Here is a 23,121-nt window from a genome sequence, read left to right as displayed (position 1 = left end):
TATCCCCCATGAGCGTTCAGCAGGGCTGGGCACCGCAACGGTTCACGCCCGCGAGCACCGGCGCCGGCGCGACCACCCGGGGACTGATGGAGTACCTCGACTCGGTCGACGTCGCCGACCTGCTGGGCCGTCACCAGGCCCTGCTGTTCCAGGGTTTCGACGTCACCGAGGCGTCCTTGGCGGACGTGATGCCCGCCCTGCTGCCCGAGCGCCTCGCGTACGTGCACGGCAACACGCCCAGGACCAAGGTCTCCGACAACGTCTACACCTCGACGGAGTACCCGCCCGAGTACGCGATCTCCATGCACAGCGAGCTTTCCTACGCCCACGCCTGGCCCTCCCGGCTGCTCTTCTGCTGCGTACAGCCGGCCACCACGGGAGGCGCCACCCCGCTGCTGCACGGCGCCTCCTGGCTGGCGGCAATCGACGAACGGATCCGTGCGGACTTCGGCGGCGGTGTCTGCTACCGGCAGTACCTGCACGGTGGCAGGGGCTTCGGCAAGAGCTGGCAGGCGACGTTCGAGACGGACGACCGGGCGGAGGTCGAGAAGCTGCTGGCCGAAGCGGGGGTGAGCTGGGAGTGGACCGCCGGCAATGCGCTGCGGACGCGTCAGGTCCGGCCCTCGACGCTCCGGCACCCGGTCACCGGTGAGGAGGTCTGGTTCAACCAGGCGGACCAGTGGCACCCCGCGACGCTGGGCGAGGAGACCATGCGCGAGCTCGCGGCCATCGTCCCCGCGGACGAGCTGCCGCAGTCGGTGACCTTCGCCGACGGCTCCCCCATCCCCGACGAGTACGTGCTCGAGATCCGCGAGAAGGGACTGGCGCTGGCCGTTGACGTCGACTGGCGGCAGGGCGACGTCCTGGTCATCGACAACGTCGCCGTCGCACACGGGCGCAGGGCGTTCGCCGGAAGCCGCCGGGTCCTGGTCGCCATGTCGCGCTGAGAGCACCGGGCAGGAACGCGGGAGCCCTGGTCCGGAGCCGGTGGACCAGGGCTCCCGGTTCGGTCGGCGGCGACCGGGGCGACACTCGGGCGACGGGACGATCTTCGGCTCATGGGCGGCGATGGCGCGCTGCACCCTCAGGGTCAGCGCCTCGAGCTCGCGGTCGGTGATCCCCTCGATCTCGCGGCCTGCAGCAACGGCAAGCCGGTCAGCCCGTTGAACGCCTTAACGTGGCGCGACCGATCCTCCTATCATCCAACCGGTCCAAGGAACTGGAAAGGACCTGATGCAATGTCACGTACGCTGAAATGGCAGGTCGTCGAGGGCAAGCCGGCCATCACGCAGGTCGCCGGTCTCACCGAGATGACACAGGTCCGCGCGTGGCTCGAAGATGTCCGCCCGCAACTGGCCGCGGCTCTGAAGGAATACGGCGCGATCTATCTGCGTGGCCTGCCGATGGCGACCATCGAGGACTTCGCGCAGATCCGAGACGCGCTCATCAGCGAGCGGACGCCGTACCGGGAGAAGACCACTCCCCGCAGCCGGCTCGGCGACGATGTCTTCTCCTCGACGGACCTACCCGCCGCGCAGTCGATCCGGATGCACAACGAGAACAGCTACACGCTGACCTTCCCCGGCCGGTTGCTGTTCGGCTGCCTGATCGCACCGTCGCAGGGCGGAGCGACACCCGTCGCGGACTGCCGGAAGGTCCTCGACGCGCTCCCCGATCAGGTGGTCGAGAAGATCCGGACCGCCGGGTGGCGACTCTCGCGCAGCTACTCCGAGCACATTTCCACCGACTGGCAGACCGCGTTCGCCACCGATGACGTCGCCGAGGTCGCGCGCTACTGCGCGGACAACCTCATCGGCCACCAGTGGTACGACGACGGCACCCTGAGGACCAGCCAGATCCGTCCCGGCATCATCACCCACCCGTCGAGCGGCGAGGAGGTGTGGTTCAACCACCTGCTCTTCTGGAACGAGTGGGCGCTGGAGGAGGACCTGCGGGAGGCGCTGGTCGATGAGTTCGGACGCGACGGTCTTCCGTTCAACACCGAGTTCGGTGACGGGGCCGCGCTGAGCAACGAGGACCTCCAGGCCATCCAGGCGGCCTATGACGCGGCCACGGTGCGCGAGACCTGGCAGCCGGGCGACGTGATGCTGGTCGACAACATCCTGACCGCACACGGCCGGGATCCGTTCCGCGGCGACCGGAAGATCGTGGTGGCCATGGGCGACCCGGTCGAGCTCTCCGAGTGCCGGCCGACCGTGGAGCCCGCGCCCGCGTTCGCCTGAACCTGAACGGCGCCGTCAGACCAGGTCGGTCCGATGGCCGCGCCATGCCCCATTCCTGTGCACAAGGAGCTCGTTCTCGTGACTGACCTCGCCCAGAAGCCGGTTGACCTGGTGACACGCTTCCGCGCTATCGCACAGCACGCCCCGGACCGGATCGCCGTACGGGGCACCGACGGTGAGCTCACCTTCGCCGAGCTCGACCGGCGAACCGCGCAGCTCGCCGGTGCCCTGGCCTCCCGCGGCATCGGCGTGGGCGACCTGGTGGGGGTCAGCCTGCCGCGCAACACCCAGCTGGTCGTATCGCTGCTCGCGGTGTGGCGGGCGGGTGCGGCCTACCTCCCGCTGGACCCTCGCTACCCGGTCGAGCGCCTGGAGTTCATGGCCAAGGACGCCGGCATCCGGGTACTGGTGGGGGCGCCGAGCCACGCCCTGTGGGCATCCGGCCTCGACATCGTCGCCCCGGACTCCGTGGCCGGCGACCCCGAGGCCGCCGACGCGAATCCGGTGGCCGCCCATCCGCTCGACCCGGCGTACGTGATCTACACCTCGGGCTCAACCGGTCGGCCCAAGGGCGTCCAGGTCGGGCGGGGGTCCGTCGCAGACCTGGTCACGGCCCTTGAGCGGGCCGGCGTCTACGCCGAAGAGCCTCGGGTCGTCGGCTGGAACGCCAGTGTCTCCTTCGATTCCTCGGTGAAGCAGTGGGCGCGGATCTGCCGTGGCGACACCATCGCCATCCTCGACGAGGAGCAGCGCACCGATCCCGTCCAGCTCCGGACCCTGCTCGACGCGTACGGCATCCAGGACCTCGACCTCACCCCCTCCCTCTGGGAGCTGGTGCGGACCTGCCTGCTGGACAGCGGTGCCGACAGCCCGCTGCCGCGTCTGTTCATGGGCGGGGAGCCGGTGCCGGAGCGGACCTGGGAGGAGATATCCAAGGCGACCGCGAACGGGGTCCTCGAAGCGGTGAACCTCTACGGTCCGACCGAGTGCACCGTGGACGCCACCAGTGCCTGGATCACCGGTGGGGAAGCGCACATCGGCCACCCGCTGCCGGGCACCCGGGCGTACGTGGTCGGCGACGACCTCCGGCAGGTGACCGCTCCCGGTGAGACGGGCGAGCTGTACTTGGCAGGCGAGGGCCTGGCCCTGGGCTACCTCGACCGGCCGGCCCTGACCGCCGAGCGCTTCGTCGCCGACCCGTTCGCGGCGAACGGCAACGGGCCCTTCCTGCCCGGCGGCGGACGAGGGGGGAGGATGTACCGCACCGGGGACCAGGTCCGCCTGCGAGCCGACGGTTCGCTGGACTTCATCGGCCGGGTCGACCGCCAGGTCAAGATCCGCGGCTACCGGATCGAACTCGGCGAGGTCGAGGCCGCGGTCTCCTCGCACCCCGGGGTGACCACCGCAGTGCTGACCGGCTACCGGGACCCCGCGCTCGGTGACCAGCTGGTGGCCTACTACGTCGCCGACGAGCCCCCGACCGGCGCGGAGTTGCGCGACCACTGCGCGGCAGTGCTCCCCGAGTTCATGGTCCCTTCGGTCTTCGTGGCGGTCGACGCCATTCCGCTGACCGTCAACGGCAAGGTCGACTGGGAGGCACTGCCCGCGCCGCACGCGGCACCCGCCGAGCAGTTCGTCGAGCCCCGGGGAACGGTCGAGAAGCTGCTCGCCGAGGTCTGGTCGGAGGTCCTGGGCCGGGACCGGATCAGCGCCGACGACAACTTCTTCGCACTGGGCGGCCACTCGCTCGTCGCGCTGCGCGTCATCAGCCGGCTGAAGCGCGAGCTCGGCCTCGCCGTGCGGACCAAAGAGGTGTACCAGCACCCGCAGTTGCGCGACCTGGCCGGGTACGTCGAGGCCAAGCTCGCCGCTGCTCCCGAGACGCCCTGACCCATCACATCACAAGGATTCCCGCCCATGGCTACCGCCCAGGACCTCATCGTCGTCCGATCCCGCCGAACCGAGAACGCCGCCCGCACCCTGATCTGCCTCGGCTTCTGCGGCGGCGGCACCGGGCAGTACCACCAGTGGGGCGGCATGCTCCCGGCGGACGTCGACCTCGCCGCCATCTGCTACCCGGGCCGGGAAGGCCGCTTCATGGAGGACTTCGCCCAGACCTGGGACGCCCTCGCCGACGACACCACCCAGGCCGTGCTCTCCGCCGCGGCCGAGGGCCCCTATGTGCTCTTCGGCCACAGCATGGGCGGCTGGATGGCCTTCGACGTCAACGTGCGCATCGAGCAGCTCGGCGGCCCCGCGCCCGAGGCGCTCGTGGTGTCCTCCGCCAACGCGCCCGACCGCGGACTGATCGCCCAGGACGGGTCCCCGACTCAGCAGGACACCGACGAGCAGCTGCTCGGCTGGATGACCATGCACGGCATGTTGCCCGAGCACGTCGTCAACGACCCGGACCTGCGGGAACTCGCGGTCGAGCTGATGCGGGCCGACGTCCGGGTCCGGGACACCTTCCACTACGTTCCCGGCTCGAAGGTCAGTGTGCCGCTGCAGGTCCTGACCGGCGAGACGGACACGGTGATCGAGCCCCACGCCGGCGAGCACTGGCGGGACCTCACGACCGGTGACTTCCGGCACGACGTCCTGCCCGGCGGCCACTTCTACACGCCGGAGGTCTGGAGGAGGATTCCGACCTACATCCCGGCCGTCTCCGGGGCTTTCAGCTCCCGCTGAGTCCCCCGGGGGCTCTCGCATCAACAGCGCGGGTGCCGAGGCTGGATCACAGCCTCGGCACCCGCGCTTCGGCGTTCCCGCCGGCCCCGGGCCCGCGCCGTCCGACGACCCGGCCGCGACCTGGGCTCTGACGCGGGCGTGACCAGGCTCGGCCCGGACCAGAGCCCCAGCCCACCGCGGGGCATTGCCGCACGAGCGCAGGCCGGTTTCCCGGCATTCCGCTCTCCAGTGCATCAGCTCGTGTCGTTTCGCGCCGGCCATGACCGGCCGCCTGTCCGTGAGGACGGCAAGGGGAAACGGGAGGGCCGCCACCCGCGGTGCGGATGACGGCCCTCCCCTTCGCCTGCGGCATGCCTACCGCTGCGCCCGTAGGAGACCGCTACGACCGGCCCGAGCCCAGCCACCCCTCGACGGCGGCCCACACCTGGCCCAGCGTGTGTGGCCGCATCATGTCGGCGTGCGCGAAGGGAAGGCTCACCTCGGTGATCTCCCCGGTGATGTACGGCTCCCACCGCCGCGCCCACGGCACATCGGTCGCCTTGCCCTCCGCCGCGACCACCACCAGGGCATCCCCGTCGAACCGACCGGTCCGGTGCTCCACCCGCAGCCGGCTGTTGTTCTCGAAGACGCGCAGGACGCGGCTCAGCTCCTCGTCCGAGATCCCGCCGAGGACAGCGCCCATGTCCGCCCGGATCTCCTGGACTCTCCGGGCGCGCACATCGTTCTCGCCGGACGTCGACGAGCTCGCCGGGTCGTCGGACCGGTCCGCCTCCCCGGCGTTGCGGGATGTCCCGCCGATCGCGGCGGGATCCGCGTCCTGCTCCGCCGGATAGGTGTCCAGAATGACCAGCGCGGCCACCTGCTCACCCGCAGCCTGGAGTTGCGCCGCGATCTCATGCGCCGTCGTCCCCCCGAACGAGTAACCCACCAGATGGTAGGGGCCACTGGGCTGCACGGAACGCATCTGCTCAATGTATGCCGCGGCCATCTCCACAGCAGAGAGCGCGAGTTCACTCGTGCCGTCGAGCCCGTCGGCCTGCAGCCCGTAGAGCGGATACTCCTGCGGGATGTGCCGGGCAAGCGGCAGGTAGCACCAGCTCGACCCGCTTCCGGGATGCACGAAGAAGAACGGCGGCTTGCTGCCGCTCGGCCGGATGGAAAGCATGCCGCCGAGCGCGTCCTTGACCGACGACAAGGACAGCCTGCTGAGCAGTCCCGCCACTGTCGGGCGGGTGATCGCGTCGCGCACCGACACCGACACACCACGCGACCGCAGCTCCTCCACCAGTGACACCGCCAGCATCGAGTGCCCGCCCAGGGCGAAGAAGTCGTCGTCGAGCCCGACGCTCTCCAACCCCAGTACCTTCGCGAACGCCTCGCACACGGTCTGTTCGAGGGCACTGAGCGAGCCGGCGCCGTCGGGAGCCTTCGCACTCACGGCATACTGCGGGGCCGGCAGGGCCTTGCGGTCCAGCTTGCCGTTGACGGTCAGCGGCAGCGCGTCCAGGACCACGACCGCGGCCGGGACCATGTACTGCGGCAACCACTCGGCAGCGAAATCAGCCACCACGGGCGCCAGTTCCTCGCCCGTACCATCGACGGCCGGCACCATGTAGGCCACCAGACGCTTGTCGCCCGGCAGGTCCTCACGGACCACCACCGCCGCCTGCGCGACCTGCGGATGCCCGACCACCACCGACTCGACCTCACCCGGCTCGATCCGGAAACCACGGATCTTCACCTGCTCGTCCGCACGACCCAGATACACCAGCTCGCCGTCGGCGTTCCAGCGGACCCGGTCACCCGTGCGGTACATCCTCCCGCTTTCGGCGAACGGGCAGGCCACGAAACGTTCAGCCGTCAGACCGGCACGACCCAGGTACCCGCGGGCCAACTGCGCACCCGCGATGTACAACTCACCCGCCACACCCACCGGAACCGGCTGCAGGAACCCGTCCAGCACATACAGACGTGTGTTGGCGATCGGACGACCGATCGGCACCGCATCGGCGATGTCCTGGCCCGCGGTGAGCTCGAAGACGCAGCAACCCACCACCGTCTCGGTCGGCCCGTACTCGTTCACCACCACCGAACCCGGAACCCGCGCCAACCACGCCCGCACATCAGCACCGTGCAGCGCCTCACCACCCACCACCAGACGACGCGTCGAACCCGCCGCCTGCTCGTCCGACACCAACTCGGCCAGGAGCGGCAGATGACCCGGCACCGCCTTCACCAACCCGAACCCACCGCGGCCACCGAGCAGGTCAGCCAGACCCTCGACACCACCAGCCGCACTCGCCACCACGGCCGAACCCGACACCAACGGCACCATCACGCTTGTCACCGTCAAATCGAACGACAACGACGAGTGCAACGGCGCGCCACCACCCCCCTCCATGCCATACGCCCCGACCGCCCACCGCACATAGTTCGCCAACCCACCATGTGTGACCGCCACACCCTTCGGCCGCCCCGTCGACCCCGACGTATAGATCACATACGCCAACTGCCCGGGCAGCACCTCGCCCTCAGGTGCCGTCACGGGCTGACCCGCCAGAGCGCTCGCCACCAACGGCTCATCCACAGCGATCGTGCGAACCCGCCCCACCGGCAGCTGGGCCAGCACCTGCTCCACACCCACCAGCACCGACGCACCACTGTCCCGCACCATGTATGCCACCCGCTCCGCCGGATACTCAGGATCCAACGGCACATACGCCGCCCCCGCCTTCCACACCCCCAACACCGCGAGGACCATCTCCACACCACGGGGCAGACACAGCCCCACCAACGACTCCGCACCCACACCCTGCAACCGCAGATAGTGCGCCAGCCGGTTCGCCCGCGCGTCAAGCTCCGCGTAGGTCAGTTCGACACCCTCGGCCACCACCGCCACCGCATCCGGCGTCTCCGCCACCTGCGCCGCGAACAACGCCGTCAACGTCGACGCCTCGACCTCGACCGCCGTGTCGTTCCACTCCTCCAGGAGCAGACGACGCTCAGCCGGATCGAGCACGTCCACGGCCGACAATCGCGTCTGCGGCTCAGCGACAACCGTCTCGACGACCCGCAGCAGCCAACCCGCGAAACGCTCCACCGTCCCCGCATCGAACAGATCCGCAGCCGCGATCAACCTCCCCCGGATGCCCGCCGGCTTGCCCTGCGCATCAACGACCTCACCGACATTCACTTCCAGGTCGAACTTCGCCGCCGGCGCACCCGCGGCAAGCACCCCAGGCCGCACCCCAGGCAACTCCAACGCCGCCGAAGCCGTGTTCTGCAGGGTGAGCACGACCTGGAACAGCGGCTGGCGTGCCATCGACCGGGTCGGCGACAGCTCCTCGACCAGCTTCTCGAACGGCACGTCCTGATGCTCGAACGCGCGCAGGCTGGTCTCCCGGACCCGCTCCAGCACCTCGTCGAAGGTCGGGTCGCCGGACAGGTCGGTCCGCACCACCAAGGTGTTGACGAAGAACCCGACCAGGTCGTTCAGCGCCTCGTCGGTGCGCCCGGCGACCGGCGACCCGATCGGGATGTCCGCGCCCGCGCCGATCCGGTTCAGGGTGACCGCCAACGCCGCCTGCAGCACCATGAACAGGGTCACCCCCCGCTCACGGGCCAGCGCCGCCAGTCGCTGGTGCGTCTGCGCGGAGACGGCCAGCTCCGCACTCTCGCCGCGGTGCGAAGCCGTCGCCGGGCGCGGGCGGTCCACCGGCAGCTCCAGCTCCTCCGGCACCCCCGCCAACGCCTCTCGCCAGTAAGCCACCTGACCGGACAGCACACTGTCCGGATCGTCCTCACTCCCGAGCAGCTCCCGCTGCCACAACGCATAGTCCGCGTACTGCACCGGCAACGCGGCCCAGTCGGGCATCCGGCCCTCCAGCCGAGCGGTATACGCCACCGACGCATCCCGCGCCAACGGCGCCGTCGACCAGCCGTCCCCGGCGATGTGGTGAACCACCACCACCAGCACGTGCTCGGCCTCACCGAGCGCGAACAGCGTCGCCCGAAGCGGGATCTCCGACGTCAGGTCGAACGCGTACCCGATCGCCTCCGCCACCGCCGCATCCAGCTCCTGCGGCGCCACCTCGACCACCGACAGCTCGAAGCCGCACTCCTCCAGCGACAGCACCCGCTGGAACGGCTCACCATCCGCCATCGGCAGAACCGTGCGCAGCACCTCGTGCCGACCCACCACATCCCGCAGCGCCTCAGCCATGGCCTCCCGGTCCAACTCCCCGGTCAACCGCAGCGCCAGCGGAATGTTGTAGGTCGCGCTCGGACCCTCCAACTGCCCCAGGAACCACAGCCGGCGCTGCGCGAACGACAGCGGCACCCGCTCCGGACGCACCACCGGCACCAACGCCGCACGGCCCTCGCCGGCCTCACCCACCCACGCCGCGACCGCGGCCGGCGTCGGACGCTCGAACAGCACCCGCAACGGCAGCTCCACACCCAGCACCGCACGCACCCGGCTCACCAACCGCATCGCCAGCAGCGAATGACCACCCAGCGCGAAGAAGTCATCCTCCACACCGACCGCGGGCAGCCCCAGCACCTGCGCGAACGCCTGGCACAGCAACTCCTCCTGCACCGTCTTCGGCCCCCGGCCCGCGCCGGCCAGGCCCGTATGGTCCGGAGCGGGCAGGGCCTTGCGGTCCACCTTGCCGTTGACGGTCAGCGGCAGCGCGTCCAGCAGCACGACCGCCGACGGCACCATGTAGGCCGGCAACCGCTCAGAGACGAACTCACGCACGCACGAGGCGAGTTCGGCGCTGTCGCCGTCCGCCACGACGTACGCGACCAGGCGCTTGTCGCCCGGCACGTCCTCGCGGACCAGGACCACGGCCTGCTCCAGGCCGGGGTGCCCGGCCAGGACGGCCTGCACCTCACCCGGCTCGATCCGGAGACCACGGATCTTCACCTGCTCGTCCGCACGACCCGCGTACTCCAGCTCGCCGCCGGCGCTCCACCGCGCCAGGTCACCCGTGCGGTACAGCCGGCCACCCGCCGGCCCGTACGGATCGGCCACGAACCGCTCGGCCGTCAGCCCCGCACGGCCCAGATAACCGCGGGCCAGACCCGCGCCCGCCACATACAGCTCACCAGCCACACCCACCGGCACCGGGCGCAGCGCGGCGTCCAGCACGTAGGCACGCATGTTGTCGAGCGGGCGCCCGATCGGCAGCGCGCCCTCACCGTCCACCGCGGTGTGCGTGGCGACGAACGTGGTCGCCTCGGTCGGCCCGTACCCGTTCACCACCACGATGTCCGGGCAAGCCGCCCGCACCCGGGCCACGGCCACCGGCGACAGCACGTCACCACCCGCCCACACCTCACGCACCCCGGCCAGACACCCCGGGTCCTCCTCCGCCACCACGGCGAACAGCCCCGCCGTCAGCCACAGCGCCGTCACCCCGAACGACGAGACCACCCCGGCGAGCGACACCGCCGAGACATCACCCGCCGGCATCACCACGACCCGGCGCCCCGTCAGCAACGGAACCCACAGCTCCATCGTCGACGCGTCGAAGGAGTACGGCGAATGCAGCAGCACCCGCTCCATCCCCGCACCCGCGAACCGCCGGTCCCGCGCCAGCGCCGCCACGTCCGCATGCGTCACCGCCACACCCTTGGGGCGACCGGTCGAGCCGGAGGTGTACATCACATACGCCAACTGGCGCGGGGAGCACGGAGCGTCGACCGGCTCGGCAGTCGTCGCGTCGACCGTCAGCATGGTCAGGCCCAACTCCTCGGCCTGCTCCCGCAGTCCAGCATCGGTGAGCACCACCTTCGCGCCCGTCTCGGACACGATCGCCTGCCGATGCGCCAACGGGTAGCGGCTGTCCAGCGGCGCATAGCACCCGCCCGCCTTCACCACACCCAGCAGCGCCACCACCAGATCTGCCGAGCGCTCCATCAGCACCGCGACACCCGACTCAGCGCGCACGCCGTGCTCAACCAGGAGCCGCGCCACCGCATTCGCCCGTGCATCCAGCTCCGCGTACGACAGCTCGACACCGTCGGCCATCACCGCCACCGCATCCGGCGTCGCCGCGACCTGCGCCGCGAACAACGCCGTCAACGTCGACGGCTCGACCCCGACCGCCGTGTCGTTCCAGCCCGTCAGGACCAGCTCGCGCTCCTCCTCGGTCATCAACTCGGCGTCGGTGACCGGGCGTTCCGGTGCCGCCAGGAGCTCCCGCAGTACCCGGACGAAGCCGTTGCCGATCCGCTCGGCGGTCTGCTCGTCGAACAGATCGCGGGCGAAGACCACGCCGGCCGTCAGGCCTGCGGGGGCGCCTGCCGTGCCGAACTTCTCGCTGAAGGTGAAGTTGAGGTCGAACTTGGCCGGGGCCGGCCTGCCGGCCACCGACTCGGCGGTGAGGCCCGGGAGGTCCAGCACGGGCTGGGCGTTGTTCTGCAAGGAGAGCATCACCTGGAAGAGCGGGTGACGGGCCATCGACCGGACCGGCGACAACTCCTCCACCAGCCGCTCGAACGGCACGTCCTGATGCTCGAACGCGCGCAGGCTGGTCTCCCGCACCCGGCCCAGCAGCTCGTTGAAGCTCGGCGCGCCGGCCAGGTCGGTGCGCAGTACCAGGGTGTTGACGAAGAAGCCCACCAGGTCGTTGAGGCCCTCGTCCATCCGGCCGGCGACCGCGGTGCCGATCGGAATGTCGGTGCCGGCGCCGAACCCGGACAGCAGCACGGCGAGCGCCGCCTGCAGCACCATGAACGGGGTGCAGCCCTTGGCGTGGGCCAGTTCGGTGATTCCCCGGTGGAGTTCAGCGGGGACCTGGAACTCCACGGTGCCGCCGCGGTGGCCGGCGACGGGCGGGCGGGGCCGATCGAAGGGCAGCGCGAGCTCTTCGGGAAGCTCCGCCAGCGCCTGCCGCCAGTAGGCGAGTTGCTCGATGAGCAGGCTGTCCGGGTCGTTCTCCTCGCCGAGCAGTTCGCGCTGCCAGAGCGCGTAGTCGGCGTATTGGCCGGGCAGTTCGTCCCAGTCGGGCGCGGTGCCGGCCAGGCGGGCCCGGTAGGCGCTGGAGACGTCCCGGGCGAGCGGGCCCATCGACCAGCCGTCACCGGCAATGTGGTGCACCACCAGCAGCAGCACGTGTTCGTCCTCGCCGCGCGAGAACAGCCAGGCTCGCAGCGGGAGTTCATCGGCGAGGCGGAAGACGCAGTTTGCGGCTTCGGCCAGTTCGGCGGTCAACTCCGGCTCGGTCTTGCCGGTGGCGTCGACCACGGTCAGCAACGAGCCCACCGACTCGGCGTCCCGGATGTTCTGCCACGGCTGCCCGTCGACCGCCGGGAACACTGTCCTCAGCACCTCGTGGCGGGTCACCACGTCGTGCAGGGCGCCGTCCAGCGCCGCGATGTCGAGGGTGCCGGTGAGCCGTAGGCCCTGCGGGATGTTGTAGGTGGCGTTCGGGCCCTCCAGCTCGCTCAGGAACCAGAGCCGCTGCTGGGCGAATGAGACCGGGATCATCGTTCAGGACTCCTTGTTGCCGCGCATCGCCCGGAAGGCGGGCCGTGCCTTCTTGTTCGCCGATTCGAGCCGCTGTGCCACACCGGCGACCGTCGGTGTCTCGAAGAGGGCCTGGATGGGCAGTTCCACGCCGAGTGCCTTCCGGATCCGGCTGACCAGTCGCACCGCCAGCAGCGAGTGGCCGCCCAGGGCGAAGAAGTCGTCGTCGAGCCCGACCTCTGCAACCCCCAGCACCTGCGCGAACGCCTCGCAGAGTTGCTGTTCGCGTGGCGTGGTCGGGGGCCGGTGGGCGGCCGCGGGGCCCAGGTCGGGGGCCGGCAGGGCCTTGCGGTCCAGCTTGCCGTTGACGGTCAGCGGCAGCGCGTCCAGGACCACGACCGCGGCCGGGACCATGTACTGCGGCAACCACTCGGCCGCGAAGGCAGCCACCACGGCGGCCAGCTCCTCGCCCGCGCCATCGACGGCCGGCACCACGTAGGCCACCAGACGCTTGTCGCCCGGCACGTCCTCACGCACCACCACCGCCGCCTGCGCGACCTGCGGATGCCCGACCACGACCGACTCGACCTCACCCGGCTCGATCCGGAAACCACGGATCTTCACCTGCTCGTCCGCTCGGCCCGCGAAGACCAACTGCCCCTCAGCCGTCCACCGCGCCCGGTCACCCGTGCGGTAGAACCGCTCGCCCGGCGCGCCGAACGGGTTCGCCACGAACCGCTCCCCGGTCAGCCCCGCACGGCCCAGGTAGCCGCGGGCCAGCCCCGCGCCCGCAACGTACAACTCGCCCGGTACACCCACCGGTACGGGCTGCAGAGACTCGTCCAGCACGTACACCCGTGTGTTGACCACCGGCGTGCCGATCGCCACCACCGACGACGCCGGATCGCACTGCCACAGCGTGGCGTCCACCGTCGTCTCCGTCGGGCCGTAGGAGTTGAACATCCTGCGACCCTCGGCCCAGCGCGCCATCACCTCCGGCGGACACGCCTCACCCGCCGTCACCACCACCACGCCACGATCCACCGCACGCGCGTCCAGCGTCGCCAACACCGCCGGCGGCAGCGTCACATGCGTCACCCGCTGCTCCGCCAGGAACGCCGGCAACGCCTCACCCAGCCGTCGGTCCTGCGGAATGACCACCAGCGCGGCACCCGTCAGCAGCGCCATGAACCATTCCCAGCCGAAGGTGTCGAAACCCGCCGAGGCGAACTGCCCCACCCGCGAGCCGGTACCGACCCCCAACCACCGCTCATGTCCCGCCACCTGGTGCGCCACACCCGCATGCGACACCAGTACGCCCTTCGGACGCCCCGTCGACCCGGACGTGTAGATCACGTACGCCGGATGCACCGCGAGCAACGGCGACCGACGCTCCGCATCCGTCACCCCCTCACCCGACAGCCCGGCCAGCTCCGCAACCGTCGCGGCATCGTCCTGGACCACCACCGGCACCGACCCCGCCGGCAGCCCGGCCGTGGCCCGGCTCGCAACAGCCAGCACCGCAGCGGCGTCCCGCACCATGTACGCGATCCGCTCCGCCGGATACTCCGGATCCACCGGCATGTACGCGCCGCCCGCCTTCGCCACCGCGAGCAACGAGACCATCAGGTCCACACCGCGTTCCAGGCACACCGCCACCACCGACTCCGGCCCCACCCCCGCGCCGATCAGATGGCGTGCCAGCCGGTTCGCCCGCGCATCCAGCTCCGCGTACGACACCTCGACACCGTCAGCCACCACCGCCACCGCAGCCGGAGCCAGCCTCACCCGCTCCTCGAACAACCCCGGCAACGTCGACGACGCCACGTCGACCGCCGTGTCGTTCCACTCCTCCATCACCGAGCGACGCTCCACGTCACCCAGCACCCCCACCACCGACAACCGCGTCTGCGGCGCCTCCTCCAAAGCGGCAGTCAGGTTCGTGACGGCGGCCTGCAACAGCGCGCAGATCCGCTCCGCATCGGCCGGTGCCACCGCTTTGGCGGTCAGGAAGAAGCCACTGCCCATGTCGTCGACGGCCACGCTGACGGGGTAGTTGGTGGGGTCGCTCGCGGTCAGCACCCCGACGCCCTCGAGGCCGGGGCCACTGCCCTGTGCAGCGACCTCGCTGTGCCGGTAGTTGAAGATCGACGTGAACAGCGGGCTACCGCCCGTCATCCCGCTCGCCTGCTGCGCCAGCGAAAGCGGCGCGTGCTCGTGCACCAGCAACTCGGCCAACTGGCCCCGCATGCCGTCCAGCGCCTCACCCGCGCTCTGCGAGTCCACCCGTACGCGCACCGGCAGGGTGTTCATGAACAGACCGGGCACCCGGTCCGAACCGGCGCCCGCGTTCATCCGGCCGAACAGCACCGTGCCGAACACCACGTCGTCACGGCCCGACAGCGATGCCAGCACCCGGGCCCACGCCAGGTGGAACACCGTGGCCGGGCTCACGCCCTGCCGCCGCGCCACCTCACGGACCCGGCCGGCCACCTCGGTATCGAGAGGAACCTGGCAGTGCATCGCGCCGGTGCCGTCGCCATGCACATCCAGCAGTCCGAACGGGGCCGTCGTCTCGGTGACGTCCCCGAGCAGCTCGGCGAAGTACCGCTCGTGCTCCTCGCGCGGCGTGCCCAGGCGGGCCTGCGCGACGAAGTCGCGGAACGGCAGCGGCTCCGGCAACGCGTCGGCACGGCCGGACACGATTGCGTGAAGTTCCCCGAGCAGCACGTCCCGTGAGGTGTGGTCCCCCACCAGGTGGTGCATGCGCAGCAGTGCCAGCCAGCGGTCACCGCCGGGCTCCGCCGCGAGGTGGACCGTCATCAGGGGCGCCCGGGTCAGATCCATCCACGAACCGCCGACGGCCGCCAACTGCTCCACCGGGTCCGGGCCCTGCGGGTCCAGAACGACCTCCTGGACCGGCAGCTCCACCCGACGCAACACCACCTGCACCGGCTCGCGCAGCCCCTCCCACACGAACGCCGTGCGGTAGACGTCATGCCGGTCGATCACCTCCCGCAGCGCGGCAAGGAACGCGTCCACCCGCTCCCGCGAGTCGAACCCCAACACCGACGGACGCATGTACACATCCGCCTCGGCGCCCTGATCCGCCATCACGTGGTGGAAGAGCATGCCCTCCTGGAGCGGAGCCAGCGGGTACACATCCGCCACATTGGCCGCACCGCCCTCCACCGTGGCCACGACCGACTCGATCTCCGCCTCGGTGAGCTCCACCAGCGGCAGCATCTCCGGCGTGATCTCCCGCGCGTCGACGGGAATCAGGTTCGGCGGCACCACCACCTGGACCGGCCCGGCAGCGCCGGCCAGCTCGGCCGGCGTGGGGTTGCGCAGCAGGGTGCGGATGGAGATCGACACACCCCGGACCCGCAGGTACTCCACCAGCGACACCGCCAGCAGGGAGTGACCCCCCAGGGCGAAGAAGTTGTCCTCCACGCCGACGCTCTCCAGCCCCAGGGCGTGTGCGAACGCGGCGCACAGGATCTCCTCCTGCACCGTTGCCGGTCCACGGCTCACCCGGACGTCCCTATCCGCGGTGCCGGAGTCGTCCGGTGTGGGCAGGGCCGCGAGGTCCAGTGCCCCGTCCGACGTCAGCGGCAGCGTGTCCAGCACCACCACGGAGGGCACCAGCTGCTCGGCCAGGCGGTCGCCGGCGAACTGCCGGACCGCGTCCGCCAACGCTGCGTTGTCAGCGCCGGAGTCGGCGGGTACGACATAGGCGACCAGGCTCCCGCCGCCTCCCGTCCGGGATGCCTGGCCGTCGTCCGCATCGTGCTCGCGCTCGATGACCGCCAGCTGAGCCACGGCGGGCTGCGTGGCCAGCACGGTCTGCACCTGACGAGCGGTTCGCCCGCGCGTCAGGATCCGCTCCCGCTCGTCCTCACCCAGCACGGCCACCGCCGCAAGCCGGGTCCGCGGCTCGGCCGTGACCGTCTCAAGGACGCGCACCAGCCAGACCGCGATCCGCTCGGCCGTGTTCGCGTCGAACAAGTCGGCTGCCGCAACCATGACACCACGCAGGCCCGCCGGAGCGCCCTGGGCGTCGAAGACCTCCCCGAGCGACATGCTCAGGTCGAACTTCGCCAACCCCGTTCCGGCGGCCTGCCGGCCGACCTGCAGCCCCGGCAGCTCCAGCTGCTCCAGCTCGGACCGGCCGTCGCCGGAGGCCGCGGCGGTGTTCTGCAGGGTGAGCATGACCTGGAACAGCGGGTGACTGGCCAGCGAACGCGCCGGCGCCAACTCCTCCACCAGCTTCTCGAACGGCACATCCTGGTTCTCGTACGCGCGCAGGCCCGTCTCCCGGACCCGCTCGACCACCTCACCGAAGGTCGGGTCACCGGACAGGTCGGTACGGATCACCAACGTGTTGACGAAGAACCCGACCAGGTCGTTGAGCGCCTCGTCGGTGCGCCCGGCGATCGCCGCACCGATCGGGATGTCCGTGCCCGCACCGATCCGGTTCAGGGTGACCGCCAACGCCGCCTGCAGCACCATGAACAAGGTCGCCCCCTGCTCCCGGGCCACCGACAGCAGGCCCTCGTGCAGCCCTGCGGAGATGTCCAGCCCCACCGTGTGACCGCGGTGGGTGGGTGTCGCGGGCCGCGCCAGGTCAGTGGGCAGGACGAGCTCCTCCGGGACCCCGGCCAACGCCTCGCGCCAGTACGCCACCTGCCCGGACAGCACACTGCCCGGATCGTCCTCACTCCCGAGCAGCTCACGCTGCCACAACGCATAGTCCGCGTACTGCACCGGCAGCGCCGCCCAGTCCGGCAGCCGCCCCGCGACCCGCGCCGCATACGCCACCGACAGGTCCCGCGCCAGCGGCGCCGTCGACCAGCCGTCCCCGGCGACGTGGTGAACCACCACCACCAGCACGTGGTCGGCCTCGCCGAGCGCGAACAGCGTCGCCCGGAGCGGGATCTCCGACGTCAGGTCGAACGCGTACCCGATCGCCTCCGTCACCGCCGCATCCAGCTCCTGCGGTGCCACCTCGACCACCGACAGCTCGAAGCCGCACTCCTCCAGCGACAGCACCCGCTGGAACGGCTCACCGTCCGCGGCCGGCAGGACCGTGCGCAGCACCTCGTGCCGCCCGGTCACGTCCCGCAGCGCCTCAGCCATGGCCCCGCGGTCCAACTCTCCGGTCAACCGCAGCGCCATCGGAATGTTGTAGGTGGCGCTCGGACCCTCCAGCTGCCCCAGGAACCACAGCCGGCGCTGCGCGAACGACAGCGGCACCCGCTCCGGACGCACCACCGGCACCAACGCCGCACGGCCCTCGCCGGCCTCGCCCATCCACGCCGCGACCGCGGCCGGCGTCGGACGCTCGTACAGCATCCGCAGGGGCAACTCCACGCCGAGCACCGTGCGCACCCGGATCACCAGCTTCATCGCCAGCAGCGAATGACCACCCAGCGCGAAGAAGTCATCCTCCACACCGACCGCGGGCAGCCTCAGCACCTGCGCGAACGCCTGGCACAGCAGCTCCTCCTGCACCGTCGTCGGTGCCCGGCCCGCGACGGCCGGGCCCGTGTAGTCCGGTGCGGGCAGGGCCTTGCGGTCCACCTTGCCGTTCGCCGTCAGCGGCATCTCCTCCAACACCATGACAGCCGACGGAACCATGTACTCCGGCAGGCTGGCGGCGAGGTGGGCCCGCAGGTCCGCCGCGTCCACCCGCACCCCGGCCCGGGGCACGACGTACCCGGCAAGCCGCTGATCCCCCGCACCGTTCTCGTTGACCGTCACCGCCGCCTGCGCCACCAGTTCGTGACGCTCCAGCGCAGCCTCGATCTCGCCCAGTTCGATCCGGAAGCCACGCACCTTGACCTGCGTGTCGACCCGGCCCAGGCACTCCAGCGTCCCGTCCGCGCGCCAGCGGGCCAGGTCGCCCGTGCGGTACATCCGCTCACCCCTCGGCCCGAACGGCGCGGCGGTGAACCGCTCGGCGCTCAAGCCGGGCCGGCCCAGGTACCCCCGGGCCAACTGCGCGCCCGCCAGGTACAACTCGCCCGCCACCCCCGCCGGGACCGGCTGCAGGAACCCGTCCAGCACGTAGGCACGCATGTTGGCGAAGGGACGCCCGATGGTCACCGGACCCTCGCCGACCTCGGCCGAGGTCGCCCAGACCGTGGCCTCGGTCGGACCGTACAGGTTCACCGCCCACAGGCCCAGCTCCCGAAGCCGGTCCGCCAACTCCTCGGGCAGCGCCTCACCGCCGACCAGCACCCGTACCCCGCGCGGCCAGTCGGACTCACCGGACAGCAGGGTCCGCCACAGCGACGGAACGGCCTGAACAGCAGTCACCCCGCCCGCGTCGACCAACTCCCGCAACGCCGCCGCGTCACGTACCGTCTCCCGCTCGGCGAGCACCACGGCCGCCCCGCACACCAACGGCAGGAACAGCTCCAGCGCCGCGATGTCGAAGGACACCGTCGTCACAGCCAGCAGACGGTCGCCGGCCCCCAACGGAACCCGCTGCCCGGCCGCGCGCAAGTGGTTCACCAGCGCCTGGTGAGTGACCACGACGCCCTTGGGACGCCCGGTCGAACCCGACGTGTGAATCACGTACACCGGATGGGCCGGCAGCAGCGGCACCACCAGATCGGCATCCGTGAGGGGCGCCTCCTCGAAGCCCGAGCACTCGGAGCGCAGTTCGGCGGAGTCCAGCACCAGCACCGGCCCGTCAACCGAGTCCGGCAGCACCCGTGCACACCGCTCCGTCGTCAGGACACACACCGGCGCCGCGTCATCCAGCACATAGGCGATCCGCTCCACCGGATACTCCGGATCCACCGGCAGGTAAGCGCCACCGGCCTTCGCCACCGCCAGCAGCGACACCACCAGCTCCACGCCGCGCTCCATCAGCACCGCGACCACCGACTCCGGGCCCACACCCCGGCCGATCAGCAGCCGCGCCAGCCGGTTCGCCCGCGCGTCCAACTCCGCGTACGACAGCTCGACGCCCTCGAAGACCAGCGCCACCGCATCCGGCGTCCGCGCCACCTGCGCAGCGAACAACCCCGGCAACGTCGACGCCTCGACCTCGACCGCCGTGTCGTTCCACTCCTCGACAACCTGACGGTGCTCAGCCTCGCCCAGCACCCCCACCGCCGCGAACCGCGACTGCGGAGCCTCCTCCAAGACGGCTGTCAGGTTCGTGACGGCGGCCTGCAGCAGCGCGCAGATCCGCTCCGCATCGGCCGGTGCCACCGCTTCGACGATCAGGCTGAAGCCACTCCCGAGGTCGTCGACGGACACGCTCACGGGGTAGTTGGTGTGGTCGCTCACGGTCAGCAGCCCGACGCCCTCGAGGCGGGGACCGGTCCCCGCCGCCGGTGCCTGGCCGTGGCGGTAGTTGAGGATCGAGGTGAACAGCGGGCTACCGCCGGTGACCCCACTCGCCTGCTGCGCCAGCGAAAGCGGCGCGTGCTCGTGCACCAGCAACTCGGCCAACTGGCCCCGCATGCCGTCCAGCGCCTCACCCGCGCTCTGCGAGTCGACCCGTACGCGCACCGGCAGGGTGTTCATGAACAGACCGGGCACCCGGTCCGAACCGGCGCCCGCGTTCATCCGGCCGAACAGCACCGTACCGAACACCACGTCCTCACGACCGCTCACCGCGGCCAGCACCCGCGCCCACGCCAGGTGGAACACCGTCGCCGCACTCACGCCCTGCCGCCGCGCCACCTCACGCACCCGGCCGGCCACCTCGGCATCGAGGGGAACCTGGCAGCGCACCGCGGCGGTGCCGTCACCGTGCAGATCCAGCACACCGAAGGGCGCCGTCGTCTCGGTGACGTCGCCGAGCAGCTCGGCGAAGTACCGCTCGTGCTCCTCGCGTGGCGTACCGAGGCGGGCCTGGGCGACGAAGTCGCGGAACGGCAGCGGCTCCGGCAACGTGTCGGCACGGCCGGACATGAAGGCCCGCACCTCCCCGAACAGTACGTCCAGCGAGGTGTGGTCCTGCACCATGTGGTGGGTTCGCAGCAGTGCCAGCCAGCGGTCACCGCCGGGCTCCGCCGCGATGTGGACCGTCATCAGGGGCGCCCGGGTCAGATCCATCCACGAACCGGCAACAGCCCTCAACTGCTCCACCGGGTCGGGGCCCTGCGCGTCCAGCACGACTTCCTGGACCGGCAGCTCCACCCGACGTGACACCACCTGCACCGGCTCGGCCAGGCCCTCCCACACGAACGCCGTGCGGCAGATGTCATGCCGGTCGATCACCCATTGCAGTGCCTCCAGGAACGCGTCCACGCGCTCCCGCGAGTCGAACCCCAACACCGACGGCAGTACGTAGACATCCGTCCCTGCGCCCTGATCCGCCATCAGGTGATGGAAGAGGAGACCCTCCTGGAGCGGGGCGAGCGGGTAGGCGTCGGCCACATTGGCCGCACCGCCCTCGACCGTGGCCACGACCAGCTCGATCTCCGCCTCGGTGAGCTCCACCATCGGCAGCATGTCCGGCGTGATCTCCCGCGCGTCGACGGGAATCAGGTTCGGCGGCACCACCACCTGGACCGGCCCGGCAGCGCCGGCCAGCCCGGCCGGTGTCGGCGTCTGGAACAGGGCCTTCACCGAGACAGAGACACCCCGCGCACGGAGGTTCGCCACCAGGGAAACCACAAGGAGCGAGTGACCGCCCAGGGCGAAGAAGTCGTCATCGACACCGACTCGATCGAGTCCCAGGACCTCGGCGAACGCCTGGCACAGAAGCTCCTCCTGCACCGTCGCGGGCGCGCGACCTTCACCCGCCGCATACTCCGGTGCGGGCAAGGCCTTGCGGTCCACCTTGCCGTTCACCGTCAGCGGCAGCTCCTCCAGCACCACCACAGCCGACGGAACCATGTACTGGGGCAGGCGCTCACTCGCGAACTCCCGCAGGATGCTGACGAGTTCGTCCGCACTGGCGTCGATGTCGGCCGGAACCGCGTACGCGACCAGGCGCTTGTCGCCCGGCACGTCCTCGCGGACCAGGACCACGGCCTGCTCCAGGCCGGGGTGCCCGGCCAGGACGGCCTGCACCTCACCCGGCTCGATCCGGAAACCGCGCAGCTTCACCTGCTCGTCCGCACGACCCGCGTACTCCAGCTCGCCGCCGGCGCTCCACCGCGCCAGGTCACCCGTGCGGTACAGCCGGCCACCCGCCGGCCCGTACGGATCGGCCACGAACCGCTCGGCCGTCAGCCCCGCACGGCCCAGATAACCGCGGGCCAGACCCGCGCCCGCCACATACAGCTCACCAGCCACACCCACCGGCACCGGGCGCAGCGCCGCGTCCAGCACGTAGGCACGCATGTTGTCGAGCGGGCGCCCGATCGGCAGCGCGCCCTCACCGTCCACCGCGGTGTGCGTGGCGACGAACGTGGTCGCCTCGGTCGGCCCGTACCCGTTCACCACCACGATGTCCGGGCAGGCCGCCCGCACCCGGGCCACGGCCACCGGCGACAGCACGTCACCACCCGCCCACACCTCACGCACCCCGGCCAGACACCCCGGGTCCTCCTCCGCCACCACGGCGAACAGCCCCGCCGTCAGCCACAGCGCCGTGACCCCGAACGACGAGACCACCCCGGCGATCGACACCGCCGAGACATCACCCGCCGGCATCACCACGACCCGGCGCCCCGTCAGCAACGGAACCCACAGCTCCATCGTCGACGCGTCGAAGGAGTACGGCGAATGCAGCAGCACCCGCTCCATCCCCGCACCCGCGAACCGCCGGTCCCGCGCCAGCGCCGCCACGTCCGCATGCGTCACCGCCACACCCTTGGGGCGACCGGTCGAACCGGAGGTGTACATCACATACGCCAGCGCCTCCCCATCGCAGGAGATCTCCAACGGCTCCGCGACGCCCGCGCCGGACACCTCCAGCACCGCCAGACCCAGCTCGGCCGCCTGGTCCCGCAGCTCGGCATCGGTGAGGACGACCGAGGCACCCGTCTCCTCGACGATCGTCCGGCGGTGCGCCAGCGGATACCGGGCGTCCAGCGGAACGTAGTAACCGCCCGCCTTCACCACCGCGAGCAGCGCCACCACCAGATCCGCCGAGCGCTCCATCAGCACCGCGACACCGCGCTCCGCGCCCACACCCAGTTCGACCAGCCGCCGCGCCACCGCATTGGCACGGGCATCCAGCTCCGCGTACGACAGCTCGACACCCTCGGCCACCACCGCCACCGCATCCGGCGTCTCCGCCACCTGCGCCGCGAACAACGCCGTCAACGTCGACGGCTCGACCTCGACCGCCGTGTCGTTCCACTCCTCCAGGAGCAGACGACGCTCAGCCGGATCGAGCAGGTCCACGGCCGACAAGCGCGTCTGCGGCTCAGCGACAACCGTCTCGACGACCCGCAGCAGCCAACCCGCGAAACGCTCCGCCGTCCCCGCATCGAACAGATCCGCAGCCGCGATCAGCCTTCCCCGGATGCCCGCCGGCTTGCCCTGGGCATCAAAGACCTCACCAAGACTCACTTCCAGGTCGAACTTCGACGCCCCCAGACCCGCTGACGACGCCAGAGCCGAAGGCAGCGAGCCCGCCCCGGACAGATCCAACGCCGCCGAAGCCGTGTTCTGCACCGTGAGCATGACCTGGAAGAGCGGGTTCCGGGCCATCGACCGGACCGGCGACAACTCCTCCACCAGCTTCTCGAACGGCACGTCCTGATGCTCGAACGCGCGCAGGCTGGTCTCCCGCAC

6 protein-coding genes (1 of these 6 only partly in view) are annotated in these 23,121 nt (G+C 70.9%); 4 read left to right on the top strand and 2 right to left on the bottom strand.

Going from position 1 to position 23,121, the window contains the following annotated elements:
• The first annotated feature begins 8 nt into the window (after positions 1–8).
• The 4 genes from AB5J54_RS33495 (at position 9) to AB5J54_RS33480 (ending at position 4,931) form a co-directional block, all read left to right on the top strand.
• The gene (locus AB5J54_RS33495) at positions 9–947 is read left to right on the top strand and encodes a TauD/TfdA family dioxygenase (protein ID WP_369147667.1); all 939 of its coding nucleotides are present in this window, start codon (positions 9–11) and stop codon (positions 945–947) included.
• 111 nt (positions 948–1,058) lie between these two features.
• Positions 1,059–2,243, top strand: coding sequence for a TauD/TfdA family dioxygenase (locus AB5J54_RS33490; RefSeq protein WP_369147666.1), 1,185 nt, complete (start codon positions 1,059–1,061; stop codon positions 2,241–2,243).
• Between the two features lie 78 nt (positions 2,244–2,321).
• Complete coding sequence (locus tag AB5J54_RS33485) at positions 2,322–4,133, top strand: amino acid adenylation domain-containing protein (RefSeq protein WP_369147665.1); 1,812 nt, start codon at positions 2,322–2,324, stop codon at positions 4,131–4,133.
• 27 nt (positions 4,134–4,160) lie between these two features.
• Positions 4,161–4,931: a thioesterase II family protein gene (locus AB5J54_RS33480; protein ID WP_369147664.1), complete on the top strand. Its 771-nt coding sequence runs from the start codon at positions 4,161–4,163 to the stop codon at positions 4,929–4,931.
• Positions 4,932–5,310: 379 nt separating this feature from the next.
• Here AB5J54_RS33480 and AB5J54_RS33475 read toward each other — a convergent pair whose 3' ends face one another.
• Positions 5,311–12,426, bottom strand: a complete 7,116-nt coding sequence (locus tag AB5J54_RS33475; protein ID WP_369147663.1) for an amino acid adenylation domain-containing protein — start codon at positions 12,424–12,426, stop codon at positions 5,311–5,313.
• A 3-nt stretch (positions 12,427–12,429) separates the two neighbouring features.
• On the bottom strand, positions 12,430–23,121 hold the 3' portion of the coding sequence (locus AB5J54_RS33470; RefSeq protein WP_369147662.1) for an amino acid adenylation domain-containing protein. The gene runs 936 nt beyond the window's last position; 10,692 of the gene's 11,628 nt are visible here — the last part of the coding sequence; its start codon lies off the right edge, out of view; its stop codon occupies positions 12,430–12,432.

It is taken from the genome of Streptomyces sp. R44 (assembly GCF_041053105.1).
GTDB lineage: Bacteria > Actinomycetota > Actinomycetes > Streptomycetales > Streptomycetaceae > Streptomyces.
This window is presented reverse-complemented; position numbering and strand designations above follow the sequence as displayed.